26 protein-coding genes are annotated in these 26,269 nt (G+C 70.0%); 13 read left to right on the plus strand and 13 right to left on the minus strand.

Annotated elements, in window-relative coordinates:
• The first annotated feature begins 21 nt into the window (after positions 1-21).
• Positions 22-600, plus strand: coding sequence for an NADPH-dependent FMN reductase (locus tag ASG74_RS11555; protein WP_056143061.1), 579 nt, complete (start codon positions 22-24; stop codon positions 598-600).
• Here ASG74_RS11555 and ASG74_RS11560 read toward each other — a convergent pair.
• Positions 597-1,460: an SDR family oxidoreductase gene (locus ASG74_RS11560; protein ID WP_056143579.1), complete on the minus strand. Its 864-nt coding sequence runs from the start codon at positions 1,458-1,460 to the stop codon at positions 597-599. The two genes, ASG74_RS11555 and ASG74_RS11560, sit on opposite strands and share 4 nt — an antisense overlap.
• 86 nt (positions 1,461-1,546) lie before the next feature.
• Positions 1,547-2,626: a ScyD/ScyE family protein gene (locus tag ASG74_RS11565; protein ID WP_056143064.1), complete on the minus strand. Its 1,080-nt coding sequence runs from the start codon at positions 2,624-2,626 to the stop codon at positions 1,547-1,549.
• A gap of 178 nt (positions 2,627-2,804) precedes the next feature.
• On the opposite strand from ASG74_RS11565, the gene ASG74_RS11570 reads away from it, so the two are divergent.
• Positions 2,805-4,286: an LLM class flavin-dependent oxidoreductase gene (locus tag ASG74_RS11570; RefSeq protein WP_056143066.1), complete on the plus strand. Its 1,482-nt coding sequence runs from the start codon at positions 2,805-2,807 to the stop codon at positions 4,284-4,286.
• A complete protein-coding gene (locus ASG74_RS11575; RefSeq protein ID WP_056143069.1) occupies positions 4,255-4,935 on the plus strand; it encodes a DUF2461 domain-containing protein in 681 nt (226 codons plus the stop codon). The genes ASG74_RS11570 and ASG74_RS11575 overlap by 32 nt, the downstream gene beginning before the upstream one ends.
• A 91-nt stretch (positions 4,936-5,026) precedes the next feature.
• Here the strand turns inward: ASG74_RS11575 and ASG74_RS11580 are convergent, their stop codons facing one another.
• Together ASG74_RS11580 and ASG74_RS11585 are read right to left on the minus strand one after the other, a co-directional pair.
• The gene (locus ASG74_RS11580) at positions 5,027-5,827 is read right to left on the minus strand and encodes a tryptophan 2,3-dioxygenase family protein (RefSeq protein ID WP_235498925.1); all 801 of its coding nucleotides are present in this window, start codon (positions 5,825-5,827) and stop codon (positions 5,027-5,029) included.
• A gap of 130 nt (positions 5,828-5,957) precedes the next feature.
• Positions 5,958-7,172, minus strand: a complete 1,215-nt coding sequence (locus tag ASG74_RS11585; RefSeq protein WP_327035006.1) for a thiolase family protein — start codon at positions 7,170-7,172, stop codon at positions 5,958-5,960.
• A 40-nt stretch (positions 7,173-7,212) separates the two neighbouring features.
• Between ASG74_RS11585 and ASG74_RS11590 the strand changes: the two genes are divergently transcribed.
• Positions 7,213-8,991, plus strand: coding sequence for an ABC transporter ATP-binding protein (locus tag ASG74_RS11590; protein WP_235498905.1), 1,779 nt, complete (start codon positions 7,213-7,215; stop codon positions 8,989-8,991).
• A gap of 60 nt (positions 8,992-9,051) precedes the next feature.
• Positions 9,052-9,741, plus strand: a complete 690-nt coding sequence (locus tag ASG74_RS11595) for a sirohydrochlorin chelatase (protein ID WP_056143082.1) — start codon at positions 9,052-9,054, stop codon at positions 9,739-9,741.
• A gap of 94 nt (positions 9,742-9,835) precedes the next feature.
• On the opposite strand, the gene ASG74_RS11600 is transcribed toward ASG74_RS11595, so the two are convergent.
• On the minus strand, positions 9,836-10,864 hold the full coding sequence (locus tag ASG74_RS11600; RefSeq protein WP_327034955.1) for a GNAT family N-acetyltransferase: 1,029 nt from the start codon (positions 10,862-10,864) through the stop codon (positions 9,836-9,838).
• Positions 10,865-10,920: 56 nt separating this feature from the next.
• Positions 10,921-11,718 carry an HAD-IIA family hydrolase gene (locus tag ASG74_RS11605; RefSeq protein WP_056143087.1) on the minus strand — a complete coding sequence of 266 codons (798 nt, stop codon included), beginning with the start codon at positions 11,716-11,718 and terminating at the stop codon, positions 10,921-10,923.
• 58 nt (positions 11,719-11,776) lie between these two features.
• On the opposite strand from ASG74_RS11605, the gene fumC reads away from it, so the two are divergent.
• Positions 11,777-13,180 (plus strand): class II fumarate hydratase, encoded by a 1,404-nt coding sequence (gene fumC, locus ASG74_RS11610; protein WP_056143090.1) that lies wholly within the window; start codon positions 11,777-11,779, stop codon positions 13,178-13,180.
• 170 nt (positions 13,181-13,350) lie between these two features.
• Here the strand turns inward: fumC and ASG74_RS11615 are convergent, their stop codons facing one another.
• Positions 13,351-14,055, minus strand: coding sequence for a helix-turn-helix transcriptional regulator (locus tag ASG74_RS11615; protein ID WP_082569711.1), 705 nt, complete (start codon positions 14,053-14,055; stop codon positions 13,351-13,353).
• A 2-nt stretch (positions 14,056-14,057) separates the two neighbouring features.
• Positions 14,058-14,486 (minus strand): DUF5990 family protein, encoded by a 429-nt coding sequence (locus ASG74_RS11620; protein WP_200942573.1) that lies wholly within the window; start codon positions 14,484-14,486, stop codon positions 14,058-14,060.
• A 65-nt stretch (positions 14,487-14,551) separates the two neighbouring features.
• On the opposite strand from ASG74_RS11620, the gene ASG74_RS11625 reads away from it, so the two are divergent.
• The gene (locus ASG74_RS11625; RefSeq protein WP_056143096.1) at positions 14,552-16,369 is read left to right on the plus strand and encodes an alpha-amylase family glycosyl hydrolase; all 1,818 of its coding nucleotides are present in this window, start codon (positions 14,552-14,554) and stop codon (positions 16,367-16,369) included.
• Positions 16,370-16,480: 111 nt separating this feature from the next.
• On the opposite strand, the gene ASG74_RS11630 is transcribed toward ASG74_RS11625, so the two are convergent.
• Entirely contained in the window at positions 16,481-17,848 is a 1,368-nt protein-coding gene (locus ASG74_RS11630) for an aspartate aminotransferase family protein (RefSeq protein WP_156465365.1), read from the minus strand.
• A gap of 255 nt (positions 17,849-18,103) precedes the next feature.
• On the opposite strand from ASG74_RS11630, the gene trxA reads away from it, so the two are divergent.
• A complete protein-coding gene (trxA, locus tag ASG74_RS11635) occupies positions 18,104-18,493 on the plus strand; it encodes a thioredoxin (protein ID WP_056143099.1) in 390 nt (129 codons plus the stop codon).
• A gap of 113 nt (positions 18,494-18,606) precedes the next feature.
• On the plus strand, positions 18,607-19,566 hold the full coding sequence (locus ASG74_RS11640; protein WP_200942574.1) for an SGNH/GDSL hydrolase family protein: 960 nt from the start codon (positions 18,607-18,609) through the stop codon (positions 19,564-19,566).
• Positions 19,567-19,619: 53 nt separating this feature from the next.
• Here ASG74_RS11640 and ASG74_RS17230 read toward each other — a convergent pair whose 3' ends face one another.
• Positions 19,620-19,793, minus strand: a complete 174-nt coding sequence (locus tag ASG74_RS17230; protein ID WP_156465366.1) for a hypothetical protein — start codon at positions 19,791-19,793, stop codon at positions 19,620-19,622.
• Positions 19,794-19,875: 82 nt separating this feature from the next.
• Between ASG74_RS17230 and ASG74_RS11645 the strand changes: the two genes are divergently transcribed.
• Positions 19,876-20,862 (plus strand): LysR family transcriptional regulator, encoded by a 987-nt coding sequence (locus ASG74_RS11645; protein ID WP_082569675.1) that lies wholly within the window; start codon positions 19,876-19,878, stop codon positions 20,860-20,862.
• Here the strand turns inward: ASG74_RS11645 and ASG74_RS11650 are convergent.
• Both ASG74_RS11650 and ASG74_RS11655 read right to left on the minus strand, forming a co-directional pair.
• A complete protein-coding gene (locus ASG74_RS11650) occupies positions 20,859-21,212 on the minus strand; it encodes a DUF952 domain-containing protein (protein ID WP_056143105.1) in 354 nt (117 codons plus the stop codon). The genes ASG74_RS11645 and ASG74_RS11650 overlap by 4 nt on opposite strands.
• Positions 21,209-21,604 carry a PPOX class F420-dependent oxidoreductase gene (locus tag ASG74_RS11655; RefSeq protein ID WP_056143108.1) on the minus strand — a complete coding sequence of 132 codons (396 nt, stop codon included), beginning with the start codon at positions 21,602-21,604 and terminating at the stop codon, positions 21,209-21,211. Before ASG74_RS11655 ends, ASG74_RS11650 begins: the two co-directional genes overlap by 4 nt.
• Positions 21,605-21,640: 36 nt before the next feature.
• Between ASG74_RS11655 and ASG74_RS11660 the strand changes: the two genes are divergently transcribed.
• The 3 genes from ASG74_RS11660 (at position 21,641) to ASG74_RS11670 (ending at position 23,951) form a co-directional block, all read left to right on the plus strand.
• Complete coding sequence (locus ASG74_RS11660; protein ID WP_056143110.1) at positions 21,641-22,117, plus strand: GNAT family N-acetyltransferase; 477 nt, start codon at positions 21,641-21,643, stop codon at positions 22,115-22,117.
• 116 nt (positions 22,118-22,233) lie between these two features.
• Positions 22,234-23,133, plus strand: a complete 900-nt coding sequence (locus ASG74_RS11665) for an ABC transporter ATP-binding protein (RefSeq protein WP_056143113.1) — start codon at positions 22,234-22,236, stop codon at positions 23,131-23,133.
• Entirely contained in the window at positions 23,130-23,951 is an 822-nt protein-coding gene (locus tag ASG74_RS11670) for an ABC transporter permease (protein ID WP_056143116.1), read from the plus strand. The genes ASG74_RS11665 and ASG74_RS11670 overlap by 4 nt, the downstream gene beginning before the upstream one ends.
• Before the next feature lie 68 nt (positions 23,952-24,019).
• Here ASG74_RS11670 and ASG74_RS11675 read toward each other — a convergent pair whose 3' ends face one another.
• The gene (locus tag ASG74_RS11675; RefSeq protein WP_056143120.1) at positions 24,020-26,092 is read right to left on the minus strand and encodes an NAD(+) synthase; all 2,073 of its coding nucleotides are present in this window, start codon (positions 26,090-26,092) and stop codon (positions 24,020-24,022) included.
• Between the last annotated feature and the right edge of the window lie 177 nt (positions 26,093-26,269).

The raw sequence follows: 26,269 nt of genomic DNA on the forward strand, positions 1-26,269 counted from the left end.
TCGCCGGGCACACTGGGTGACATGTCCACACCGCTGAGCATCGCCGTCATCATCGCCTCGTCCCGACCCGACCGCGTCGGTCCTGCTGTGGCCCACTGGGTCATGGAGGGCACGCAGAACCGCACGGCCGCAACCTATGAGCTGGTCGACCTCGCCGAGCAGGACCTGCCCAACCTCGACGAGCCGGAGCCGGCGAGCTCGGGCAACTACACGCAGCCGCACACGAGAGCGTGGGCCGAGAGGGTGGCCGGCTACGACGCCTTCGTCTTCGTCACGCCGGAGTACAACCACGGCATCCCGGGCCAGCTCAAGAACGCCCTCGACTTCCTCTATGCCGAGTGGAACGACAAGGTGGCCGGCATCGTCTGCTACGGCAGCAACGGGGGCTTCCGCGCGGCCGAGCAGCTCAAGCTGACGCTCAACGAGCTGCAGGTCGCCGTCGTCCGTGCCCAGGTCGAGCTGTCGACCTTTGACGACATGCAGGACCAGAGAGACATGGCGCCGCGGGACTACCAGCCGGGCAAGCGCACGACCCTGCTGGCCGCGGTCGAACGCTGGGCCGGGGCGCTGCGCCCACTGCGCGACCCCGCCAGCTCCTAGAAGACGGCGCGTCCACCCGTGACACCGAGCACGGTCCCGGAGACATAGCTGGCCTCGTCGGAGGCAAGGAAGACGTAGGCCGCCGCCACCTCCACAGGGTGGCCGGCGCGACCCAGCGGGGTGTCCTTGCCGAAGCCCTCCACCTTCTCGGTCGGCATCGTCGCGGGGATGAGCGGTGTCCAGATGGGTCCCGGTGCCACGGCGTTGACGCGAATGCCACGCTGGCCCAGCTCGCTCGCGAGGTTGACGACCATGTTGTTGAGCGCAGCCTTGCTCGCGGCGTAGTCGAGCAGCTGCTCCGAGGGCTCGTAGGCCTGGATCGATGTCGTGATGATGACGGAGCCCCCTGAGGCCTCGAGCTCCCCGGCCAACGCCTGGACGAGCCAGAAGGGAGAGAAGACGTTGGTGGCGAAGGTGCGCTCGATCTGGTCCGGCGGGAAGGCCTCGATCGCGTCGAAGGTCATCTGGTAGGCCGCGTTGCACACCAGGACGTCCAGGCCCCCGAGCGCCTTGACCGCGTCCGTGGCGAGCTCCTGGTTCGCCGTGAGCTCGCGCAGGTCCGTGGCGAAGAGGTGCACGCTCCCGCCCGCCTCGCGGATGACACGCGCCGTGTCCTGTGCGTCGGCCTCCTCCTCGGCCAGGTGGGCGATGGCCACGGTCGCACCCTCCTGGGACATCGTGATGGCCGTCGCGCGACCGATTCCGGAGTCACCGCCGGTGATGAGGACGCGCTTGCCCTCCAGCCGTGAGCGGGGTGTCCAGGAGGTCTCCCCGTGGTCGGGGCTCGGGGACAGCTCGGCGATGGTGCCGGGCCACTCCTGCTGCTGGTCGGGGATCGCGGTGAGCTTGGCGCGGGGCATGGTGTCCTCCTGCATCGGCTGTGGACGGGTCCACAACCCCATGCCCCGCGACGAGCCCACCATGCCCCCGCCGGCCAACCTTTTGGTCAGAGCGGGAAGGCGTGCACCTCTCCGCCGCCGACGCACACCGCGCACGTCGTCACGTAGGCCCTGCCGTCGCGGATGGCGAGTCCGTACGGAGCGAACAGGCCTCCGGCAACGGTCGTGGGTGACGTCGAGCCCGCGTCGACCTTCACCAGCGAGCCGACCGGTCCGGCGAGCAGGCCACCGGCAGCGATCTGCACGGCATACAGCTGGTCACCGTTGAAGGCCAGATCGGTGACGTTCGTCAGTCCGGTGGCATAGGGCGTCGGTGCGGAGCCCGGAACGACCCGCCAGATCGTCGACCCGCCGACCGGGAACGGGAAGCCGGTGAGCTGGCTGACATAGAGAGCGTCGTCGGGTCCGACGACGACGGAGGTCGGCACCGCCTGCATCGGCATGAGGACCCCGGGAGGTGCCCCGGGGACCTGCGCCATCGTGTCGTGGAACACGGCCATGGTGCTCACGGACCCGTTGGGCCGCACCTGGTTGACCGCGTTGGCGCCTGCGTCGGCCGCGAGGTAGCCGCCCCGGAACCGCGTGATCCCCACCGGGTTGGAGTCGGGCACTCCGCCGTCGGGGTTGGCCCACTGCTCGTAGCCGGCGAGGTCGGCGAGTGTGGACATCGAGCCCCCGAGCATGCCGCTCTGCAGCGTGCCCAGCTTCTGTCCGGCGGCCGGCAGCTTGGCCCGCTCCGAGGGTGCCGCGCCCAGGCCCATCGAGAGCGCGTACTTCTTCGACCCGGTGAGCTGGATGTCGGCCGGACCGGCGGCGTTGCTGCCGTCCTCCGCCGCGACGGACGGCAGGCCCGAGAGGACGCGGCTCTGGGTGCCGTTGCGGATGCGGGTCACCGAACCGGTGAGGCCGAAGCAGGCCGGCCCCTCGCCGCCCACGATGCAGGGTCCTGAGCCCCCACGGCCCGCCTCCGCGACGTAGAGGTCACCCGTCGGCGAGAACGACAGGTGACGGGGGTTGTTCAGGCCCGAGGCGACGACGCTGCCGTCGGCGATGGCGGGGGGAGCGAGCAGGACGAGGGAGGGCAGGGCGAGGGCGGCAACGGCCGTCGTGAGGTGACGCAAGCGCATGGGGACTCCATCGGGTGACGACGTGAGGGGCCTGGGTGGCCGTGGGAGGGCGAACCTCCGCCGGAAGGCACGGTGCAGGCGATGTGACTCCGCAGGCCGTGGACTCTCCCGACAGTGGCCCTGTGCGGGTGCACCGTCAACGGCTCGGACGTGCCATGCGGCCAGCGATAATGGGGCCATGCCCGACTATGGCCTCGACCTGGAGTTCGGCCTCTTCCCCAGCCCCGACGCCGCCCGCCACCACGAGGTCCTCGAGCTGGCCCAGCTCGCCGACGTCCTCGGCCTCGAGCACGTGAGCATCCAGGACCACCCCTACCAGTCGGCGCACCTCGACACGTGGACCCTTCTGGCCTCCATCGGTGCCCGGACGAGCCAGGTCCGGCTGTCGACCAACGTCGCCAACCTGCCGCTGCGGCCCCCGGTCGTGCTCGCCAAGGCGGCCGCGACGCTCGACCTGCTCACGGGTGGCCGGGTGGAGCTCGGCCTGGGCGCGGGCGCCTTCTGGGACGCCATCGAGGCGGCCGGTGGTGGCCGCAGGACAGCCAAGCAGTCCGTCGACGCGCTCGTGGAGGCCATCACCATCCTGCGCGGCTTCTGGGCGGGGGAGCCGGGGCGACTGCGCGGCGAGCACTACTCGAACTCGGGCCTGCGGCCCGGACCGCAGCCGGCCCACGACATCCCCATCTGGCTCGGTGCCTACAAGCCGCGGATGATCCGGCTCACCGGGCAGCTCGCCGACGGGTGGGTGCCGAGCATGGGCTACGCCGACCCCTCTGCCCTGCCAGACCTCAACGCCCGTCTCGACGAGGCCGCGCTCGCGGCTGGGCGCGCACCCCAGGACATCCGCCGCATCTACAACATCTTCGGGTCGTTCGGCACTGGCTCCGGCCTGCTGCGTGGCACGCCCCACGACTGGGCCGAACAGCTCACCGATCTCGCCGTGGGCGTCGGGATGAGCACCTTCATCGTGGGCACGGACGACCCGGTGTTCCTGCAGCGCTTCGCCGCCGAGGTCATGCCCCTGACCCGCGAGATGGTCCGGGCGGAGCGCGAGGCCGAGCCTGACACGTCGGTCCACGTCGAGCCCCCACAGCCAGCGGAGCCGGTGGAGCCGGGGCGCGAGACCGTTGCGACACAGGGGCACCTGTCCTTCACGCCGCAGCAGCTGGCCATCCCGGCGCACCTCGTCGAGGTCCACGACTACCTGCGGGCCGAGCTCAACCAGGTGCGTGACATCGTCCGGCAGGTCCGCGAGGGCCACACCAGCGTCGGTCAGGCCCGTTCGGTCATCAACACCATGACGATGCGGCAGAACAACTGGACCCTGGGGGCCTACTGCGAGTCCTACTGCCGGATCGTCACCGGGCACCACACCAACGAGGACAGGGGGATGTTTCCCCACCTCCTGCGGGCGGACCCGACGCTGGAGCCGGTCGTCACCCGCCTCCACGAGGAGCACGAGGTGGTGGCCGGACTCCTGGACGAGCTCGACCGGGCCCTCGTCGCGCTGGTCGGCGATGCCGGCTACGGCTCCGACGGGCAGCGTGCCCTCGACGCGCTCTCCGACGCCCTCGACCAGCTCACGGAGTCGCTGCTCTCCCACCTGTCCTACGAGGAGGAGGCGCTGCATGACGCCCTCGCCACCCACGGCTTCGGCTGACGTCCCCGGCATCCCGCGCGACGCGGTCGCGTTCTACCGTGAGCTCGAGGGCTCGAACTCACGGACGTGGTGGACCGCCAACACGGACCGGTATGCCGTCAGCGTGCGTGAGCCGATGGCTCACCTGGGCGATGTGCTCACCGAAGAGTTCGGCGAACCGAAGCTCTTCCGGCCCCACCGGGACGTCCGCTTCAGCAAGGACAAGACGCCCTACAAGGACCACCAGGGACTCTTCGTTCCCGTGTCGCCGCGCATGGGGTGGTACGTCCAGGTCGGTGCCGACGGATTGCGGACAGCAGGCGGGTTCTATGCATCTCAGTCCGACCAAGTGGCTCGTTACCGCGCCAGCGTGGTCGACGACGTCGTGGGCGGCCAGCTCGTATCCATCCTGGACACGTTGGTGGACAGGGGTTTCGACATCGGTGGAGACGTCCTCGTGACGCGACCACGCGGCATACCGGCAGACCATCCGCGACTGGAGCTCCTGCGGCACCGAACCCTCAGCGCCTCCCGGGACCACGGCACCCCTGACTGGCTGGAGTCCGAGGAGGTTGCCGAGCGGGTGCGGGCGGACTGGGCGGCGATGCGTCCGCTTCTCGAGTGGTGCGACCAGTACGTGGGCGCGAGCGAGCGGCCGAGGCGTCGCTGAGGCCGCTCAGCGACCGGAGGGAACGTGTGGGCGCGGGAGGCAAATGAACCCTCCGCAGGCCGAGGTGTCCGCAGGGGGAGCAAAAGCTGGGTCAGGAGGGGGTTGAGCCGATCTCGGTGCGGACCGAGAAGAGCTCCGGGAAGAAGGTGAGCTCGAGGGCGCGCTGGAGGAACCCGACGCCGCTCGAGCCGCCCGTCCCTGTCTTCATGCCGATGACGCGCTGGACGGTCTTGAGGTGTCGGAAGCGCCACAGCTGGAAGTTGTCCTCGAGGTCGACGAGCTCCTCGCACGCCTCGTAGACGTCCCAGTGGTTCTCGGCGTCCTCGTAGATGCCGGTGAGGACCCGGACCAGCTCCTGGTTGGGGACGTGGGCCACGCTGACGTCCCGGTCGAGGATCTCCTGCGGCACGGCATACCCCCGTCGTGCCAGGTAGCGCAGGAACTCGTCGTAGATGCTCGGCGCCTCGAGCAGCTCCTCGAGGATGGCATGGGCCTCGGCGTCGGCCTCGTGCACCTTGAGCGTTCCGCGGTGCTTGTTGCCGAGCATGAACTCGACGGCGCGGTACTGCCACGACTGGAAGCCGGACGCGTGGCCCAGGAAGCCGCGGAACTCGCTGTACTCGCTCGGCGTGAGCGTCGCGAGGACTGACCACTGGTCGGTGAGCGTGCGCTGGATGTGCTTGACCCGGGCGACCCGTTTGAGCGCGATGCGCATCTCGTCCTGCGCGAGCAGGCCTGCGGCAGAACGCAGCTCGTGCAGAACGAGCTTGAGCCAGAGCTCGCTGGTCTGGTGCTGGATGATGAAGAGCAGCTCGTCGTGGTGCTCCGGGTTGCTCACCGGGTGTTGCGCGCTGAGCAGCCGGTCGAGCGAGAGGTAGGAGCCGTAGCTCATCTCCGTGGCGAAGTCGGTGTGGATGCCCTCTTCGATGGCGCGGGTGTTGCCCGCAGATGTCTCGCTCACGCCCGCCACCCTAGCCACCGGCAGCCAGGGGCCGGTTCGGTCGCGAGCACCGTGGCGTGGCTCAGATGCGGCGGAAGAGGGCGGCCAGGGCCTGTCCGCCGCCGATGCACATCGTCACGACGCCCGTCTCCAGATCACGGCGGTGCAGGTCCTTGGCCACGCGCAGTGACAGGATCGCGCCGGTCGCGCCGACGGGGTGACCCAGAGCGATCGCACCGCCGTAGGGGTTTACCTTGTCGAGGTCGAGCTTGGCGTCGCGCACGACCGCCACGGCCTGCGACGCGAACGCCTCGTTGACCTCGAAGGTGTCGATGTCGTCGGCGCTCAGTCCGGTCTGGTCGAAGAGCTTCTTGAGCGCGATGACCGGTGCGTAGCCCATGATCTCGGGCTCGAGCGCGCCGGTCGCCACGGCTTCGAGGGACACCAGGCCTGTCAGGCCGCGGTCGGCCGCGACGGAATCACGCGCCAGAACGACTGCGGCCGCACCGTCGTTGATCCCGGAGGCGTTGCCCGCCGTCACCGTGCCGTCCTTGCTGAAGGCCGCACGCAGGCCCGCGAGCCCCTCGAGCGTCGTCCCGGGCTTGGGGTGCTCGTCCTCGGTCGCCGTGAACGGCTTGCGGCCGCCGACCTCCACCGCAGTGATCTCCTCGGCGAACGCGGCGCGCCCCTTCTCGCTGGTCGCCAGCTGCTGGCTGCGCAGCGCGAACTCGTCCTGCTCCTCGCGGCTGACGCCGTAGCGGGTGGCGACGTTCTCGGCGGTGACGCCCATGTGGATGTCGTGGAACGGGTCGGTGAGCATCATGACCGTGCCGTCCACGAGCTCACGGTTGCCGAGGCGGTAGCCCGCGCGCGCACCGAAGTCGTAGAACGGCATACGGCTCATCGACTCGTCGCCGCCGGCAAGCGCAAGGTCGACCCCGCCCCAACGCATCTGCATCGCGGCCGACCAGATCGCCTGCAGCCCCGATCCGCAGAGGCGGTTGACCGTGTATGCCGGTGCCGACTTCGGCAGCCCGGCTGCCAGTGCCACTCGGCGTGCGTTGTAGGCATCCGGTCCCACCTGCCCGATGCAGCCCATGACGACTTCGTCGATGTCGTCGGCACTGACGCCCGAGCGCACCAGGGCCTCACGGGCCGCGGTGGCGCCGAGCTCGTGAGCGGGGACGTCCTTGAACATCCCACCGAAGCTGCCGATCGGGGTACGCGCGCCGTCGACGAGGACGATCTTCTCTGCAGTCATCTCCCCATCGTAGGAAGCCTGCAGCGCCTCCGACAGGGCTGCCCGGTGTGACGTGCTCGGGACCTAGGGTGTGGCGGTGACCGGACCCGCCGACCCCGACCGCCCGCTGCACGCACTGTGGCAGCGGCACCGCCGCTACCGGGGGCGCCTCGTGGCCGCGGTGACGATGTCCACCGTCAACAAGGTCGCCGACGTGGTGCCCGAGCTGCTCATCGGTGCTGCCGTCGACGTCGTGGTCCGCGGGAACGACTCCTTCGTCGGGTCGGTCCTCGGTGTCGACTCGCGCTACGCGCAGCTCGGCTGGCTGGCGGTGATCAACGTCGTCGTCTGGGTGGTCGAGTCGGTCTCGCAGTACATCGCGGACGTGCTCTGGCGTGGCCTGGCCCAGGGGGTCGAGCACGACCTGCGGGTCGATGCCTACGACCATGCGCAGCACCTCGACATGTCCTGGCACGAGGGCCGGGCGAGCGGCACGACGCTCGCCACGCTCAACGACGACGTCAACCAGCTCGAGCGGTTCCTCGACGTCGGGGCTCCGGCGATCCTGCAGACGGCGCTCAACGTCGTGCTCGTGGGAGCGGTGTTCGCGGCGTCCAGCCTCCAGCTCTTCGTCCTCGCGTTCCTCCCCATCCCCGCGGTCATCGCGGGCTCGCTCGTCTTCCAACGACGCCTCGAGCCGCTCTACGCCCGGGTCCGCGTGGCCGTCGCTGACCTCTCGGGAGCGTTGAGCGCCAACCTGGCGGGCATCTCCACGATCAAGGCGTTCACCGCAGAGGCACGCGAGCGCGACCGCATCGCGGAGCTCTCCACGGCATACCGGCAGGCCAACGTGGACGCGATCCGCTCGAGCGCCGCCTTCGTGCCGCTCGTGCGGATGGCGATCCTCGCCGGCTTCACGTGCACGCTGCTCTTCGGTGGCTGGTCGACGCTGCGAGGGGACCTGGAGATCGGTCTCTACTCGGTCCTCGTCTTCATGACCCAGCGACTGCTGTGGCCGCTCACCGAGGTGGCGACGGTGCTCGACCTCTACCAGCGCGGACGCGCCTCGGCGAGCCGCATCCTGCGGCTGCTCGACGAGCCGGTCACGGTCCCGGCAGGGACGAGTGCGCTCCAGCGGCCCGTGCGCGGGGCCGTCGAGCTCCGGGGAGTGCGCGCGGGCTACGGTGAGGGGCCGGCCGTGCTCCACGGCATCGACATGGCCATCCCAGCGGGGGAAACCCATGCGATCGTCGGTCCCACCGGCTCGGGCAAGTCGACGCTGCTCCGGCTCGTGCTGCGTTTCGACGACCCGCGCGAGGGCCAGGTGCTCCTCGACGGCCGTGACGTGCGCGAGCTGGACTGGGACTCGCTGAGGGGGTCGCTCGGCTACGTCGCCCAGGACGTCTACATCTTCTCGGGGTCGATCGCCGACAACATCGCCTACGGACGCCCCGGTGCCAGCGCGGCCGAGATCCGCGAGGCGGCCGTCGCCGCTGCGGCTGCGGACTTCATCGAGGCCCTGCCGGAGGGGTTCGCGTCGCAGCTGGGGGAGCGGGGCGTCAACCTCTCCGGCGGCCAGCGCCAACGCATCGCGCTCGCCCGGGCGCTGCTGCGCGACCCGGCGGTGCTCGTGCTCGACGAGGCCACGAGCGCCGTCGACAACGAGACCGAAGCCGCCATCCAGGCGTCGTTGCGCCGGGCCACCCTCGACCGCACCGCCATCGTCGTCGCCCACCGGCTCTCGACCGTCCGGCACGCCCACCGGATCTGGGTCCTCGACGCCGGGCGCGTCGCCGAGGCGGGCACCCACGACGAGCTGCTGGGTGCCGGGGGCATCTATGCCGCGCTGTGGAAGGTGCAAACCGGAGAGTTCTGACGAGACGGCTGGGCTGGTCGCCCGGCCCCTGCTCCTGATGGGATGTGCTGGACTTCAGGCATGGAGCACACCGCTGTCGTCCTCGTCGCCCACGGCACCAGGGACGTCCGAGGGGCCGACACCGTGCGGCGCCTGGCCCAGCGCGTGGCCGGGGCCCTGCCCTCGCAGGAGGTGGCGCTCGCCTACGTCGACGTCCAGGAGCCGTTCGTCACCGACGCGCTCGACGACGTCATGAGCAGGCACGCCTCGGCGGTCGTCGTGCCCCTCCTGCTCAGCCGGGGCTTCCACGTGGACGTCGACATCGCCGACGCGGTGGGCGCCCACCCCGGGTCGGGTGCAGTCGCGCCCCTCGGTCCGGATCCGCTGCTCGGCGCCCTGCTGGCCCAGCGGCTGCGCGACGCCGGTGCCACGCCCGATACGCATGTCGTCCTGGCAGCAGCAGGCTCGAGCCGACCCCAGGCGGCCGAGGACGTGGAGCTGGCCGCCGACCAGCTCGCGGAGGCCTGGGAGGGTCCCGTCACCGTGGCCTATGCCACCGCCACCGCGCCCTCTGTCCCCGACGCCGTCTCGGCGGCGCGCGCGGCCGGAGCCGGCCGGGTCGCCGTCGCGTCCTACCTGCTGGCGGAGGGGTCCTTCCACGACCGGCTGGCGGGCGCGGGTGCCGACGTCGTGACCGCCCCCCTCGCCGACGACGACGCGGTTCTGGCGGTCATCCTCGCCCGCCTCACCCCCGACCCCTTTTCCGGCTGATCACGGAAACGGAGCGTTCGGCCGGGAACTGTTCCGGGCCGAACGCTCCCCTTCCGGGCTGAACCCGGCGGCAGGGCACTGTCCGAACGGGCAGTCAGTCGAGGGTGAGGTCGCGGTGCCAGGACTCGGTGCGGTAGCTCGTCGCCCAGCCCATGGAGAGGTAGAGGCCGTCGGCACCGGTCGGGGAGTCGTCGTCGACCTCCAGCCCGACCCGGTTGTGGCCACGCTCGGCAGCATCGCGAATCACGGTGTGCAACAACGCCTTGGCGACTCCCCGACCCCGAGCCAACCGATGGACACCGATGTAGTCGACGTAGCTCCCCGAGGCACCTGAGGCGTCGGGCTGCAGGATCGTCGCCACGAGCGCACCGCCGGGGACCGTCTCGCCATCGACGTCGACCTCGGCGATCCACCAGTGGTCCCAGCGGTGACCCGGATCCTCGCGCAGGCGCGACAGGAACTCGGGAAAGGACTCGCGATAGCTGTTGAAGTGGTCGGCGAACGACTCCTCGAGCATCCGGTGCACGGTCTGCAGGTCGGCGGCCACGGGAAGCCCGTTGTCGTGCTTGGCCACCCGCCGGATCCCCACGCCCTCGCGTGGTCCCGGGAGCACGCCCTCCTCGGCCTCGCGGGGCGTGACCGGACGCGACATCTGCAGCCAGGTGCGGGTCTGGCGGTAGCCGGCGGCGTCGAGCCAACGACGCTGGCGTGAGTCGTCGGCATAGGCGCCCGAGTCGAGCTGGGTACCCGGGAGGTCACGCCCCGCCGCGATGACCCGTCCGGCCTCGGAGGCCCAGGCGAAGAACGCTCCGGCGAGACGGTCGGCGTCGCCGTCATCGAGGCCGTCGGCGGCCACGGTCACCTCGACCATGGTGCGGCCGGCCGCGCGGTCGTGGATCCTGACCCAGCCCACGACCGTCCCCTCACCGTCCGTGACCAGCGCCTGGTGGCGCGTCCAGGAGCCCGTGCCGGCCACGGTGCTCTCGACGCTGTCGGAGTCGACCGAGCCCGAGCCCTTGGCCATCTCCTGGTGGGCCTGCACCAGGGTCACCAGCGCGGCCACGTCCTCGCGGCGCGGGACACGCGCGACCCAGCCGGACGGCATACCGGTCAGATCGGGCAAACCAGACTGGTGAGGCGGAATCCCATTGTCGGACAACGGATCTGGCGCCTGCAACGTCATGAGATGGGGCCTCCGGACTGGACGATCGGGACAAGGTCGGCGATCGAGTCCATCACAGCAGTGGGCCGATAGGGAAACAGCTCGACGTCCTGCGGACGGGTCGAACCCGTGAGGACGAGCACCGTCCTCAGCCCCGCTTCGAGGCCCGAGACCATGTCGGTGTCCATGCGGTCGCCGACCATGACGGTGGTCTCGGAGTGGGCGTCGAGCCTGTTGAGCGCACTGCGCATCATGAGGGGGTTGGGTTTGCCGACGTAGTAGGGCTGGCGACCCGTGGCGGTCGAGATGAGGGCGGCGACCGACCCCGTGGCCGGCAGCGTCCCCTCGTGCGAGGGACCGCTCACGTCGGGGTTCGTCGCGATGAAGCGGGCACCCTTCTCGATGAGCCGGATCGCCTGGGTGATCTGCTCGAACGAGTAGGTGCGGGTCTCGCCCAGGACGACGTAGTCGGGCGTGCGGCTCGTGAGGATGTAGCCGACGTCGTGCAGTGCCGTGGTGAGGCCGGCTTCGCCGACGACGTATGCCGTGCCCTGCGGCCGCTGGTCGGCGAGGAACTGGGCGGTCGCCATGGCTGAGGTCCAGATCGCCTCCTCGGGGACGTCGATCCCGCTGGAGAGCAGCCGTGCCCGCAGGTCCCGGGCGGTGTAGATCGAGTTGTTCGTGAGGACGAGGAAGGGCAGCTGGGCCTCTTTCAACGCATTGATGAAGTCGGCTGCCCCGGGGATCGCGTGCTCCTCGTGCACGAGGACGCCGTCCATGTCGGTGAGCCAGGTCTGCACCGGGTGCCTCGTCATCCGACCATCTCCCTACCTCGCTGCATCATCGGGCCATTGTCGCGCCTACGGTGGAGACATGGCGGACGCAACGACACACCGGACCGAATCGGACACGATGGGCTCCATCGAGGTCCCCTCCGACGCCTACTGGGGCGCCCAGACGCAACGGAGCATCGAGAACTTCGACATCGGGCGTGACACGTTCGTGTGGGGACGCCCGATGATCCGTGCCCTCGGGATCCTCAAAAAGGCTGCGGCACAGGCCAATGGCGAGCTCGGTGAGCTCCCGGCCGACGTGGCAGACCTCATCGTGCGCGCAGCCGACGACGTGATCTCGGGGTCGCTCGACGCGCAGTTCCCACTCGTCGTCTTCCAGACCGGCTCCGGGACGCAGTCCAACATGAACGCCAACGAGGTCGTGTCGAACCGCGCCATCGAGCTCGCCGGCGGGGAGCGCGGCTCCAAGAATCCGGTCCACCCCAACGACCACGTCAACCGCGGCCAGTCCAGCAACGACACCTTCCCGACCGCCATGCACATCGCCGTCGTCCTCGAGGTCGTCGAGCGGTTGGAGCCGGCGGTCGCGGAGCTGCGCGAGGTCCTCGCGGCCAAGGGCACGGCATACAGCGACATCGTCATGGTCGGCCGCACGCACCTTCAGGACGCGACCCCGGTGACCCTGGGCCAGGTCTTCGGCGGCTGGGTCGCCCAGCTCGACGACGCGATGAAGGCCCTGTCGTATGCCGTGGAGTCGGCTCGGGCTCTCGCCATCGGTGGGACTGCGGTCGGGACCGGGCTCAACGCCCATCCGGACTTCGGCCGGCTCGCCGCCAGCAAGATCGCGGCCGAGACCGGGCAGCCGTTCCGCCAGGCTCCCGACCTGTTCGCGGCACTCTCGGCCCATGACGCCCTCGTCGGGGTGAGCGCCGGCCTGCGCACCCTCGGCGGGGTGCTCATGAAGCTCGCCAACGACGTGCGTTGGTACGCGTCGGGCCCCCGCAACGGGCTCGGCGAGCTGCGGATCCCCGAGAACGAGCCGGGGTCCTCGATCATGCCCGGCAAGGTCAACCCCACCCAGGCGGAGGCGTTGACGATGGTCGCCACGCGCGTGTTCGGCAACGACGCAACCGTGGCGTTTGCGGGGTCCCAGGGCAACTTCCAGCTCAACGTCTACAAGCCGGTCATGGCCCATGCCGTGCTGGAGTCCACCCGCCTCCTGGCTGACGCGTGCCGGTCCTTCACGGCCCACTGCGCGGGTGGGATCGAGCCCAACACCGAGCGGATCGAGGCCAACCTCGCGAGCAACCTCATGCTCGTGACGGCCCTCAACCGCCACATCGGCTACGACAAGGCGGCGGCCATCGCCAAGAATGCCCACAAGCAGGGCATCAGCCTGCGGGAGTCGGCCCTGGCGTCGGGCCACGTGACCGGTGAGCAGTTCGACGAGTGGGTCGTCCCCGAGGACATGACCCACCCCTGACCTGCGGCTTTACCAAACATCCTGCTCCTGGGTCAAGGGCGAGGCGAGTTCTCGCCACGGGCTCGACCCAGCGGGCACCCCCGGTCCATCCTGCTGTCGTCACGGGCCAGGAGGGGGGTCCGGGAACGGTTGCTGCGTCGCGTGGCGGGCAGTGGTGGCACTGAGCTGGTTCAGGTGCGACTCTGCCGCCCGCGTCCCAGCATGTTGAGGACCGCCTCGGCGCGAGAGCCCGCCTGCGTGACCTCCAGGATCGCGGCCACGTCACGAGCCACCGTCCGCTGCGAGATGCCGAGCTGCCGCGCGATCGTGGCGTCGGTGCGGCCCAGGCAGACACCACGTGCGACATCGAGCTGGCGCTCGTTCAGCGGCGGCGACTCGCCCGGGGCCAGCGCTGGGCGGGACTCGGCCCAGCTGGCAGACCAGACGTCCAACGCACGCGCGAGGATCTCGCCTCCCGTGGCCAACCATGCGGTGGTGTCACCCTCGCCCGTGACGGGACCCTCCACAACGGCTGAGCGCTCGTCGATGACGATGAGCCGCATCACGACCGGGCCGATCCGGGCCCAGGGGATGAAGGACGTCAGCAGGGGGTTGAACCGCAAGGTCCGCGGCTGGGTGATCGTGCGCAGCTCGACGCCGCGCTTGCGTGAACGCGGGTTCAGCTCGTAGCCGAGATCCTCCGGGTCGAAGGTGAGCCGGGGCAGGATGCTCCATGCCGAGTGACGCGTCGTGCGTTCGAGCCGGGCGAGCGAGCTCATGACCTCACCCTGGCCCACCGCGAGAAGTTCGAGCCCCTTGGGCGGCTGCTGGGACTGCCGGGCGTTCGCGTCCATGACGGCCCGCAGCTCCACAGCGCGACGTTCTGCCTCGGACACGGTCACGACCCTCTCACGAGCGTCCACCGGATCTGCGGCGGCCGGACTGCTGCGCACAGTGGCTCACCCCGGGCGTCGACGAGTGACAGCCGGCCCTCGAGCGTCGCGTCGCTCGCAGCCGAGGCCATCTCGGCAGGGTCCAGGACGTCGAGCATGAGCTTGGCGCGCCGCTGCAGCACGAAGCCCTCGCCCTCGTCGTGGCCCCAGCAGAGATGGAGGAACCGGTCCCCACGCGGACCCTGCACCCACGGCCCCCGGTAGTCCACGCCGGCCGACGTCACGACGACGTCGAGCGCCGCGTCGAACCTCATCGCCTCGCCGACCACGGGGCGAGGGGACACGACGTCGCGACCACGCGGCATACCCACGAGCACCGCCTTCCCCTCGAGAACGGGGGGCGGCAGCGCGACCGCGAGGATGGTGACGTCCACGCCGCCATCGTGGCGCAGATGAGCCGCGATCCGGCTCGCAACGCTCGCCCCACTAGGTTGACGCCATGAACTTCACCGCTCCCTCACCCCACGGCGGCATGGGCGCCACGCCGACCGACGGCGGTGTGACCTTCCGTGTCTGGGCACCGCACGCGCAGCACGTCTGGGTCATCGGCGACTTCAACGGGTGGGACAGCGGCGAGAACCCGCAGCTCGAGCGCGACGACGACGGCGGCGCTGACACGTGGTCGGTGCACGTTCCCGGGGTGACCGCGGGACAGGAGTACCAGTTCCAGGTCGACACCGGCTCCGAGGTGGTGTGGCGCGCCGACCCCTACGCCCGCCAGATGACGAGCTCCGTGGGCAACTGTGTCGTCTACGACCCGAACTCGTTCGACTGGGGTGAGAACGGGTCCCGTATGCCGTCGTGGGACGACGTCGTCATCTACGAGATGCACGTGGGCACCTTCGGTCGGGACAAGGGGCCGCACGGGAGCTTCGAGTCGGCGATCGCGGGCCTGGGGCACCTCAGCGAGCTCGGGGTCTCGGTCATCCAGGTCATGCCACCGTTCGAGTACGCCGGGGACATTTCGTGGGGCTACAACCCCAGCCACCTCTTCGCGGTGGAGTCGACCTACGGCGGTCCCGACGCCTTCAAGTCGTTCATCAAGGCGGCGCACGAGCACGGGATGGCGGTCATCGTCGACGTCGTCCACAACCACATCGGCCCTTCCGACCTCGACCTCTGGCGCTTCGACGGCTGGTACGAGAACGACGGCGGGGGCATCTACTTCTACAACGACTGGCGGGGCGACACGCCCTGGGGAGCGACGCGTCCCGACTACGGGCGCCCCGAGGTGCGCGGCTACCTGCGCGACAGCGCCATGCTGTGGCTCGAGGAGTTCCGTTGCGACGGGCTGCGCTTCGACGCGACCAACTTCATCAGGTCGGTCACGGGCGGCACCTGGGACGGCGGGGCCGAGATCCCCGACGGCGCCGACTACCTCTCGTGGCTGACCTCCGAGATCCGGTCGGCCCAGCCGTGGAAGCTCCTCATCGCCGAGGACCTGCAGAACGACCCGCTGGTGACCACCATGACCGAGCAGGGCGGCCTGGGGTTCCACGCCCAGTGGGACGCGGGGTTCGTCCACCCCGTGCGCCGGGCCCTCACCGAGCTCAGCGACGAGAACCGCGACGTCGAGGCCGTGGCCAGCGCCATCCTCGGTGAGGACCGCGGCCCGTCCGGCAGCCGCGTGATCTACACCGAGTCCCACGACGAGGTCGCCAACGGCAAGACGCGGCTCCCGGAGGCCGTGGCCCCCGGTGACGCCGACTCGTGGGCAGCCAAGAAGCGCGCCGCGCTCGGCTTCGCCACCGTGATGTGCGCGCCCGGGCTGCCCATGCTGTTCCAGGGGCAGGAGTTCCTCGAGGACCGCTGGTTCGACGACTCCGTCCAGCTCGACTGGGACAAGTCCGAGTCGAACTCGGGCATCGTCGCCCTGCACCGTGACCTCATCCGGCTGCGGCGCAATGCCGACGGCGTGAGCAGGGGGCTGCGCGGCGCCGGCATCACCCCGCTGCGCGTGGACAACGACTCCAAGGTCCTCGCGTTCCACCGGTGGGCCGAGGGCGGCGTGCACGACGACACCCTTGTCGTCTTCAACTTCTCCACCGACGTTCACGAAGAGCTCGCCGTCGGGTTCCCCGCCCCCGGCCTGTGGAAGGTCCGGTTCAACTCCGACTCACCGCTGTATGCACCGGAGTTCGGTGGCACGGAGGCCAACGACGTCGAGGCCGACGGCCCGGCGATGGATGCGTGCGAGCAGAGCGCCGTCCTCACCCTCGGCCCCTACAGCGCCGTGGTCCTGACCCGCGAGTCCTGACTCGTGCGTTTCTCACCCAATTCCCCCCAAATGCACGGACACGCCGGTGTGCGTAACCCGGGAATTGGGTGAGAAACGTACGCGGGCCAAGCCCGAGTCATGAGCCAGGAGTCAGTCGGTGACGTAGGTGTCGGCGACGGCGAGGGCGGCGTCGAGCATCTCGAGCCCCTCGCGCATCTCTGCAGCCGTCGTCGTGCACGGCGGCACGACATGGGTCCGGTTGAAGTGCACGAACGGCCAGAGACCGTTCTTCTTGCACTCCGCGGCGAAGGCCGCCATCGGCGCCGCAGCCTCGCCGGAGGCGTTGAACGGGACCAACGGCTCGCGCGACTCGCGCGAGCGGACCAGCTCCACGGCATACATGAACCCGACCCCACGCACATCGCCCACGGACGGGTGGCGGGTCGCGATCTCCTCGAGCCCGGGTCGCAGCACCGTCTCCTCGACCCCGCGCACGTGCTCGAGGATGCCCTCCTCCTTGAAGATCCCGATCGAGGCCACCGCCGAGGCGCAGGCCAGGGGGTGGCCCGAGTAGGTCAGGCCGCCGGGGTACGCGCGGTCGGCAAAGGTGGCCGCGATCGCTGCCGAGATGACGACGCCGCCGAGGGGGACGTAGCCCGAGTTCACGCCCTTGGCGAAGCAGATGAGGTCCGGGGTGACGCCCCAGCGGTCGACCGCGAACCACTCGCCGCAGCGACCGAACCCGGCCATGACCTCGTCGGCGATGAAGACGATCCCGTGCTCGTCGCAGATCTCGCGGATCCCCGCGAGGTAGCGGTCCGGCGGCACGAGGACCCCGTTGGTGCCCACGACCGTCTCGAGCATGATCGCCGCGATCGTCGACGCGCCCTCGACCATGATCGTGTCGCGCAGGTGCTGCAGCGCGCGCTCGCACTCCTCCGCCTCGGTCGTCGCGTGGAACGGGGAGCGGTAGAGGTAGGGCCCCCAGAAGTGCACGATCCCCGGCACGGAGGGCTCTGACCCCCAGCGGCGCGGCTCCCCGGTCGCGGCGATCGCGCCAGCCGTGGCGCCGTGGTAGCTGCGGTAGGTCGTGAGCACCTTCTGGCGGCCGGTGTGCAGCCGCGCCATGCGCATCGCGTTCTCGGTCGCCTCGGCGCCACCATTGGTGAAAAACACGGAGTCCAGGTCGCCGGGCGCGACCTCGGCGATGAGGCGGGCGGCCTCGGAGCGCGCGTCGTTGGCGAACGCCGGCGAGACAGTGAGCAGCCTGCCCGCCTGCTCCTGGATCGCCGCGACCAGCTTGGGGTGCTGGTAGCCGATGTTGACGTTGACGAGCTGGCTCGAGAAGTCGAGGTACTTCGTCTCCCCCGTCCAGAAGTGCGACCCCTGCGCGCGGGTGACCTCGATGGGCGAGATCGTGGCCTGCGCGGACCAGGAGTGGAACACGTGCGCCCGGTCGGCGTCGGTGGTCGAGGTGGCGGGGGCAGCGGGGCTCGTCGTGGTCACCCTCCGCAGCATATGACCCCGCACCCGAAGGCGGCAGGGCTCACATTGTCGAACACTGTTCAACCATTCGGGTTTACCGCTACTGTGGAAAACAGCCGGGCGCGCGTCGTGAACCCCTGTACCGACGCGCGCCCTTGGCCTGTCCCGGCCCGGTCCCGACACCGTCGAGGTATGCCGTCCGCCCCCGTCCGGATGATTCGGGCCCCCTGCGGTGTTGTCATGGTGGGTCGCACGACCCCGACAACCCCGACTTCCTAGGAGTTCTGCATGGCCACCGTCGAGCTGACCGCCGACACGTTCGAGAAGACCGTCACGAGCAACGGCATCGTGCTCGTCGACTTCTGGGCCGAGTGGTGCGGTCCGTGCAAGCGCTTCGGGCCGGTCTTCGAGGAGTCCTCGGAGAAGCACCCCGACGTCGTCTTCGGCAAGATCGACACCGAGGCCGAGCAGCAGCTGGCTGCCGCGGCACAGATCACGTCGATCCCGACGCTCATGGCCTTCCGTGACTCGATCCTCGTGTTCTCCCAGCCCGGCGCCCTCCCGGCGCCTGCGCTCGAGGGCATCATCGAGCAGATCAAGGGTCTGGACATGGACGAGGTCCGTGCCCAGGTCTCCTCGCCCGCCTCTGCCGAGGCCAACGGGCCCACCCAGGCCTGACCCCGACCGAGACCCTCACGAGCGGCTGACCCCAGTCGTCGAGAGGAGACAAAGTCCCGCCTCGGCGTACTCGAGGCGGGACTCTGTCTCCTCTCGACTGCTTGGATGACGGGGTGGCAGCAACACCAGCGACTCCAGCAGCTCTCCCGCCTGCGTCCTATGTCGCCCTGGGCGACTCCTACGCCGCGGGGGTCGGAGGAGGGGCGCAGCGCAGCCCGTGCTGGCGCGCAGTGGAGGGCTACCCCGTCCTCGTCGCCCGCGCCCTGGGGCTCGACCTCGCCTACCAGGCCTGCCTCGGCGCCACGATCGCCAACGTCGAGCGCGACCAGCTGGGAGCGCTGGGCCCGGGCACGACCCACGTCTCCCTGACCGTCGGCGGAAACGACATCGGCTTCACCCCGGTGCTCGTCGAAGCGGCCAAGCCCTCGTGGATGGCCGACTCCGACCCGGTGCTCGACGCCGCGCTCGTGATCCTTCGCACGGAGCTCCCCCAGCGGCTGGCCGCCCTCCTGGCGGCCATTCGCACCAGAGCGCCGCAGGCGAGAGTCGCGGTCACGGCATACCCCGTGTTGTTCAAGGGCGAGGACTGCAACGCGCTGACGTTCTTCAGCCCGCACGAGATGCGCCGCATCAAGGACGGGGTGGACGAGCTGGCGGCCGTCATCGGGGAGGCGACCCGCGCGGCAGGCCTGGCGTTCGTGGACCCGAGGGCCGCCTTCGACGGTCACGCGATCTGCGACACCGAGGAGTGGCTCAACGGTGCCTCGTGGCCGCTCGAGGGGTCGTTCCACCCCAACGCTGCCGGCCACGCGGCGTACTCGCGCCTCGTCGAGGCAGGTCTGGGCCGCGACGAGGAGCTCCAACCGGAGGGCGAGGTGCGCATCGTCCATGGGCCCGCGCGACGAGGTGACGCTCCCACGTTCAGCCTGCCCGACCTGCTGTCGCCGCAGAGCCTGGCGGGTGCCCGCCGTCACGGGATCGACCCGGACCGGCTGGTTGTGCTCGTGCGGGAGGGCAGGCACGACGCGCTGCACGACCTCGACCGCACCGTCCTGGCCAGCCGGCAGAACTGAAACAGCGCTGAACCGACGAGCGGTTCAGCGCTGGGCAGCAGCGTGCAGGAGGCTCAGATCGAGCGGTGGTGCTGCTGCCACTGCGAGGCCACCATGAGCTCGTGGTTGAAGCGGGTGTTGTCCATGTCGACCGTGGTCGTCCAGCCGGACGAACCGGGGCGACGGAAGTTGCGGATGCGGTCGGCGATGCGGACCGCGGTGCTGAGGGTGTGGTTGCGGGGGATCATGGAGACAATGATCCAACCTTCAACTCCTTAGCACAACGTGACTTTGCTTAGCGGTTGTTAAGCGTTGCTGTAGGGTCGTGACATGCTCGACCCCCACCGCCTCCGCGTCTTCCGTGCCGTCGTCAGCAGTGGTTCCGTGCAGGCCGCGGCGGACAACCTGGGGCTGACCTCGAGTGCGGTGAGCCAGCACCTCAGCGCCCTCGCCCGGGAGACCGGGCTCGTCCTCTTCCAGCGCCAGGGCCGGGGCATCGCCGCGACACCGGCCGGTCTGGAGCTCGCCGCACAGAGCGAGGAGGCGATGAGCCAGTGGGGACGGCTCGACTCCGTCGTCTCCGACCTGCGCGAGGGCCGCAGTGGACGGCTCACGGTCGGTTACTTCGCGTCCGCCGGCTCGGCGTGGATGCCGGACCTGGTCAAGCGGCTGACCTCCGAGCTGCCCGACCTCACCGTCGAGCTCATCCTCACCGAGACCGCGGGTCGCAGCGTCACGCCCGACATCGACATCGTCTTCGACCCCTCGGACGGTGGTGGCCGGCGCCCGCGCCCGGGCTACCGGCAGGTGCCCCTCGCGACCGACCCGTTCGTGGCCGTCGTCCCGCGCGACCACCGGTTGGCCCCCGCGCGCACCGTGCGACTGGCAGACCTGCGGGGAGAGACGTGGGTGTCCAACGACATCCACGGCAGCCAGGTCCACCGGATGGTCCTGTCCGCGTGCGCGGCAGCGGGGTTCACGCCGCGCTTCACGGTGCAGGCCCAGGAGCACTACTCGGCCATCCAGTTCGTCGCCGCGGGGGTGGGCATCTCGGTCATGCCACGCCTCGCCGCCCGCACCCTGCCGCCCGAGGTCATGCGCCTGCGCATCACCGACCCGACGCCGGTGCGCGACATCTCGGCGCTCGTGCGCGAGACGGGCCGACCCAACCCGGCAGCCGAGCGGCTCGTCCAGATGCTGCTCGAGCTCAACACCCGCCCGGCACTGCGGGCGCGGGCCACGCCAGATGCCCAGAACGCTCAGGAGGTCCAGCAGACCGAGCAGGCCGCCCAGGGCCAGGACGGCCAGGAGGGCTAGGGGCGGGCGTGTGGCGGGTGCAGGAGCTCCGTCTCGATGACGGCCGACGGGTTGAGCGGCCCGTGCAGGTGGGGGAACGTCTCGCCGGTCTCGGGGTTGCCGACCTCACGCACCAGAGGCGACTCGAGCAGCTCGGGGTCGATCGTCAGCAGCACCAGGTCGTGCTCGATGTCGGCATAGAAGGTGTCGAGGACGAAGTCGAGCTGGGCCGGGTCGCAGCAGTGGATGAAGCCCTCCTCCTCGAGCGAGCGGTCCAGCGTCGACTCGGTGAACGTCCCCTCGGCGAGCGCCCTCTCCCACACCTGCGGACTCGTCACGTGATGGATGCGTGCGTCGCCGATGACGCTCACTTCTGGGTGACCTTGTCGATCGACATCACGAGGATCACGCGGTCGGCCCGGTCGGGTGGGACCGGGGTGTCGGGGTTGCCGTAGCGCGCACCCAGCACCGGATAGAAAGCACCTTCGGGGTCGGGCATGACCTCGACGAGCCCGCCTCGGAGCTCGACGAACCGCATCGCATCCTCGGGGTCGAGAACCTCGAGCGCCATGGCCGGGTTCGCCCGCAGGTTGCGGAACTTCGCCCGCTTGGTGGTGTGGGTGAAGCGCACGGTGTTGGACTCCTCGTCCCAGAGGAACCACATGGGGTTGACCTGGGGTGAGCCGTCCGGCCGCACGGTCGCGAGGTGACCGAAGTTCGGGTCGCGCAGGAGGTCGGCCAATGCGTCGGGAACTGTCGCCATGGCTCCCAACCTACGCCGCGGCATACCCTCTCGTGCATGACGATCCGCGAGGCGACCCCTGACGATGTCCCGGCCATCCTCCAGCTCGTGCGGGACCTGGCGGTCTACGAGCGGGAGCCCGACGCGGCGAAGGCCACCGAGGAGCAGTTCCGCACCGCCCTGTTCCCCGAGACGGGCACGCCGACGACGTTCGCGCACGTGGCCGAGGTCGACGGCGAGGTCGTGGGCATGGCGATCTGGTACCTCACCTTCTCGACGTGGACCGGCGTCAACGGCATCTGGCTCGAGGACCTCTTCGTGCAGCCGCATCAGCGGGGCAGCGGCCTCGGGCGGAAGCTGCTCGCCACCCTCGCCCGCACCTGTACCGAGCGCGGCTACCAGCGCCTCGAGTGGTGGGTCCTCAACTGGAACGAACCCTCGATCGGCTTCTACAAGAGCCTGGGTGCCGTCCCCCAGGACGAGTGGAGCGTCTTCCGGATGGACGGCGAGGCGCTGGCCGAGCTCGGCACCTGAGGCTGTCGGCCCCTTGGTCGGGGTGCGAACCCTGAGTGGCCTCAGGGTGACCCAAGGGGCGAGTCGGGTTCCGTCCCCGATGTGCCGGCACTGCCCCCGACGCGAGGCTTGCGGTCATGATCACCGTCGAGTCACTCACCAGGAAGTACGGCGACCACGTCGCCGTCGACAACATCTCCTTCACCGCCCGCCCAGGGCGGGTCACCGGGTTCCTCGGGCCCAACGGCGCCGGGAAATCCACCACGATGCGCGTCATGGTCGGGCTCACCCCGCCCACCAGCGGATCCGCCACCATCGAGGGCAAGCGCTTCGTCGACCTGCCCAACCCGGGCCGTGAGGTCGGCGTCCTCCTCGACGCCTCGGCCCAGCACGCCGGGCGCACGGGCCGCGAGATCCTCACCATCGCCGCCATGACGATGGGCCTGCCCTCCTCCAGCGTCGACAGGATGCTCGAGCGGGTCAGCCTCACCCCGACCGAAGCCGGCCGCCGGGTACGCAACTACTCGCTCGGCATGCGTCAACGGCTCGGCATCGCCACTGCCCTCATCGGCGACCCGCACGTGCTCATCCTCGACGAGCCGGCCAACGGCCTCGACCCCGCCGGCATCCGCTGGATGCGTGACCTCCTGCGCGGCTATGCCAACGCAGGTGGCACCGTCCTGCTCTCCTCGCACCTGCTCCACGAGATCGAGGTCATCGCCGACGACATCGTCGTCATCGGCAACGGCCGCATCGTCGCCCAGGGCACCAAGGACGAGCTCCTCGCAGCTGCCGGCACCGTCGTGCGCACCGCGGAGCCCGTCGCCCTCGCCGAGGCACTCACCCATGGCGGCGTCGAGTTCACCACCTCTGACGACGGAGCCCTGCGCACCGCCGCCGACCCGGCCCATGTCGGCCAGCTCGCCCGCGATGCCGGGTGCGCCCTCACCGAACTCAAGTCCGCAGACGGCGCAGGCCTCGAAGAGATGTTCCTCGAGCTCACCGCCGACACCCAGCGAGAAGGAGCAGCGGCATGACCGCCACGACCCTGGCCCCGGCCGAAGGAACCACCACTCCCGCCATCGCCCGACGACGCTCAGTGTCGGCCGGCATCCCCACGAGACGACTGCTCAAGGTCGAGCTGCGCAAGATGTTCAACACCCGCTCCGGGATGTGGCTGATGTGCAGCATCGCCGCCCTCGCGGTCCTCGCGACGACAGCTGTCATGGTCTTCGCGTCGGACGCCGACCTGACCTACGACAACTTCGCGTCCGCAATCGGCTTCCCGATGGTGGTCATCCTGCCGATCATCGCCACGCTCTCGGTGACCAGCGAGTGGAGCCAGCGCAGCGGACTCACGACCTTCACCCTCGTGCCGCACCGCGGTCGGGTCATCACCGCCAAGCTCATCGTGACGGTCGCTGTCGGCGTCGCTGCCATGGTCGTCTCCCTGGGCATCGGGGCGCTGGGCAACCTTCTCGGGGCCTCCATCGCGGGCATCGACCCCGTCTGGGACATCTCGGCGAGCCAGATGCTCACGATCACCCTCGCCACGGTGCTCAACATGCTCATCGGCTTCATGCTGGGCGTGCTCATCCGCAACTCGGCCGGCGCCATCGTCGCCTACTTCGTCTACAACTTCGTCCTGCCGCCGCTGAGCATGCTGCTGGCCACCAGCCAGTCGTGGTGGCGCGACCTGCAGCCGTGGATGGACTTCAACTTCACACAGGGGTTCCTTTTCCAGGGTGAGCTGACGGCCCGGCAGTGGTCCCAGCTGGGAGTCACCGGGCTCGTGTGGCTGGTCGTCCCGCTCGCGATCGGGCTGTTCCTCGTCCGGCGCTCAGAGGTCAAGTAACCCCCACCGTCGCCTTGTGTGCCTGAGAGCGAGCCATAGGTCGCTCTCAGGCACACAAGGCTTCGTTTTCAGGCCTTGGGGACGTTGCGGTCCAGCTCGGCCAACCATGCCGTCGACGACACGTCGGACGGCATGCGCCAGTCGCCACGGGGAGACATCGTGCCGCCGGCGACGACCTTGGGTCCGTTGGGCAGCGCGCTGCGCTTGAACTGGTTGGCGAAGTAGCGCTTGACGAAGACGTCCAGCCAGTGCCGGATCGTCCCGAGGTCGTATGCCGTCCGCTCGCCTTCGGGGTAGCCCGCCGGCCAGTCGCCCGTCGTCGCGTCGGACCAGGCGTGCTGGGCGAGGAAGGCGATCTTGGAGGGGCGGTAGCCCCAGCGCAGGACGTGGTAGAGCGTGAAGTCCTGCAGCGCGTACGGCCCGACGGAGTCCTGCGTCGACTGGATCCTCTCGCCCTCCTTGGTGGGCACCAGCTCGGGGCTGATCTCCTGGTCGAGGATCTCGGTGAGGGTGGCGTTGACCTCCCCCTCGAACTGGCCCGACGACACGACCCAGCGGATGAGGTGCTGCATGAGGGTCTTGGGGACGCCGGAGTTGACGCCGTAGTGGCTCATCTGGTCGCCGACGCCGTAGGTGCACCAGCCCAGGGCGAGCTCGGACAGGTCGCCGGTGCCGAGGACGATGCCGCCGCGCTGGTTGGCCGCGCGGAAGAGGTAGTCGGTGCGCAGGCCGGCCTGGACGTTCTCGAAGGTGACGTCGTAGACCTCCTCGCCACTGCCCGCCGGGTGGCCGAGGTCCTTGAGCATCTGCGTCGCGGCGGGCCGGATGTCGAGGGTCTCCCAGGTGATGCCGAGCGACTCCATGAGGTGGATGGCGTTGCTCTTGGTGCCCTCGCTCGTCGCGAACCCCGGCATGGTGAAGCCGATGATGTCGGTGCGCGGGCGGCCGAGCCGGTCCATCGCCTTGGCCGCGACGATGAGGGCGTGCGTCGAGTCGAGCCCGCCGGAGACGCCGATGACGATTGTCGGCTGGCCGATGGCGCGCAGCCGCTGCTCCAGTCCGGAGACCTGGATGTTGTAGGCCTCGTAGCAGTCCTGGGCCAGGCGCGCCGGGTCGTCGGGCACGAAGGGGAAGCGGTCGATCTTGCGCCGCAGGCCGAGGTCGCCCGTGGGCGGTTCGAGCTCGAAGGCGATGACGCGGAACGACTCCCCGCCCGGCTCGCCGATGCCCTCGACACGGCGGTTGTCGTCGAACGAGCCGACCCGCAGGCGCTCCTGGCGCAGGCGGTCCAGGTCGACGTCGACGATGGTCGAGCGTGGTCCGCTGGGGAACCGCTCGCTCTCGCCGAGCAGGTCGCCCATCTCGTAGACCATCGTCATGCCGTCCCAGGACAGGTCGGTCGAGGACTCGCCCTCGCTCGCGGCGGCATACAGGTAGGCCGCGTTGCACCGCATGCTCGCGGAGCGCGCCAGCAGGTGACGGTCGTCGGCCCGCCCGACCGTGATGGGGGACGCGCTGAGGTTGAGCAGGACCGTGGCCCCGGCCAGAGCAGCACGGTGACTCGGCGGCACGGGCACCCACAGGTCCTCGCAGACCTCGACGTGCACGGTGAGGCCGGGGACGTCGGTGGCCTCGAAGAGCAGGTCGGTGCCGTAGGCGATGTCACCGTCCTCGTCGGCGCCCGGCCAGTGTGGTCGGTTGACGAGGGTGTCGACGGCGTCGTCGCCGGCAGCGAACCAGCGCTTCTCGTAGAACTCGCGGTAGTTGGGGAGGTAGGACTTCGGGACCACGCCGATCACCTCGCCGCCCTGGATGACGACGGCGCAGTTGAGGAGCCGGTTGCCGATGAGCAGGGGTGCTCCGACGACGATGATCGGCGTGAGCTTGGCGCTGGCCTCGGCGATCGTGACGATGGCCCGGTCGACCTCCTCGAGGAGGACGTCCTGGAGGAAGAGGTCGTCGATCGCGTAGCCGCTCAGCCCCAGCTCGGGGAAGAGAGCGACCGCCACACCGTCCTCGTGCAGCGCGCGCGCCTGCTCGATCGTCGCGGCGGCGTTCCTCGCCGGGTCGGCCATCGTCACCGGCAGCGTGCAGGCGGCCACCCGGGCGAATCCGTGCGCGTAGGAGTTGCGGAAGTCCATGGGCCGAGTCTGTCAGAGGCTCCAAGGGTTCTCGGTTCGCGCTGTGCACTGCTGCACCACAGCGCAGCAGTGCACAGCGTGACTGTGCACTGCTGCACCACAGCGCAGCAGTGCACAGTGCTGGGCCGGTACGTCGCTGCGCACCTCGTTGGGCCAGCGGGCAGTCAGCCCGGGGCC

Origin of the sequence: Knoellia sp. Soil729 (assembly GCF_001427985.1) — a bacterium.
In the GTDB taxonomy this organism is placed as follows: Bacteria; Actinomycetota; Actinomycetes; order Actinomycetales; family Dermatophilaceae; genus Knoellia.

Coding starts and splice junctions, on each gene's coding strand:
- ASG74_RS11555 (WP_056143061.1), top strand. CDS start 22: ATGTCCACACCGCTGAGCATCGCCGTCATCATCGCCTCGTCCCGACCC.
- ASG74_RS11560 (WP_056143579.1), bottom strand. CDS start 1,460: ATGCCCCGCGCCAAGCTCACCGCGATCCCCGACCAGCAGCAGGAGTGG.
- ASG74_RS11565 (WP_056143064.1), bottom strand. CDS start 2,626: ATGCGCTTGCGTCACCTCACGACGGCCGTTGCCGCCCTCGCCCTGCCC.
- ASG74_RS11570 (WP_056143066.1), top strand. CDS start 2,805: ATGCCCGACTATGGCCTCGACCTGGAGTTCGGCCTCTTCCCCAGCCCC.
- ASG74_RS11575 (WP_056143069.1), top strand. CDS start 4,255: ATGACGCCCTCGCCACCCACGGCTTCGGCTGACGTCCCCGGCATCCCG.
- ASG74_RS11580 (WP_235498925.1), bottom strand. CDS start 5,827: ATGAGCTACGGCTCCTACCTCTCGCTCGACCGGCTGCTCAGCGCGCAA.
- ASG74_RS11595 (WP_056143082.1), top strand. CDS start 9,052: ATGGAGCACACCGCTGTCGTCCTCGTCGCCCACGGCACCAGGGACGTC.
- ASG74_RS11605 (WP_056143087.1), bottom strand. CDS start 11,718: ATGACGAGGCACCCGGTGCAGACCTGGCTCACCGACATGGACGGCGTC.
- fumC (WP_056143090.1), top strand. CDS start 11,777: ATGGCGGACGCAACGACACACCGGACCGAATCGGACACGATGGGCTCC.
- ASG74_RS11625 (WP_056143096.1), top strand. CDS start 14,552: ATGAACTTCACCGCTCCCTCACCCCACGGCGGCATGGGCGCCACGCCG.
- ASG74_RS11630 (WP_156465365.1), bottom strand. CDS start 17,848: ATGCTGCGGAGGGTGACCACGACGAGCCCCGCTGCCCCCGCCACCTCG.
- trxA (WP_056143099.1), top strand. CDS start 18,104: ATGGCCACCGTCGAGCTGACCGCCGACACGTTCGAGAAGACCGTCACG.
- ASG74_RS17230 (WP_156465366.1), bottom strand. CDS start 19,793: ATGATCCCCCGCAACCACACCCTCAGCACCGCGGTCCGCATCGCCGAC.
- ASG74_RS11645 (WP_082569675.1), top strand. CDS start 19,876: ATGCTCGACCCCCACCGCCTCCGCGTCTTCCGTGCCGTCGTCAGCAGT.
- ASG74_RS11655 (WP_056143108.1), bottom strand. CDS start 21,604: ATGGCGACAGTTCCCGACGCATTGGCCGACCTCCTGCGCGACCCGAAC.
- ASG74_RS11660 (WP_056143110.1), top strand. CDS start 21,641: ATGACGATCCGCGAGGCGACCCCTGACGATGTCCCGGCCATCCTCCAG.
- ASG74_RS11665 (WP_056143113.1), top strand. CDS start 22,234: ATGATCACCGTCGAGTCACTCACCAGGAAGTACGGCGACCACGTCGCC.
- ASG74_RS11670 (WP_056143116.1), top strand. CDS start 23,130: ATGACCGCCACGACCCTGGCCCCGGCCGAAGGAACCACCACTCCCGCC.
- ASG74_RS11675 (WP_056143120.1), bottom strand. CDS start 26,092: ATGGACTTCCGCAACTCCTACGCGCACGGATTCGCCCGGGTGGCCGCC.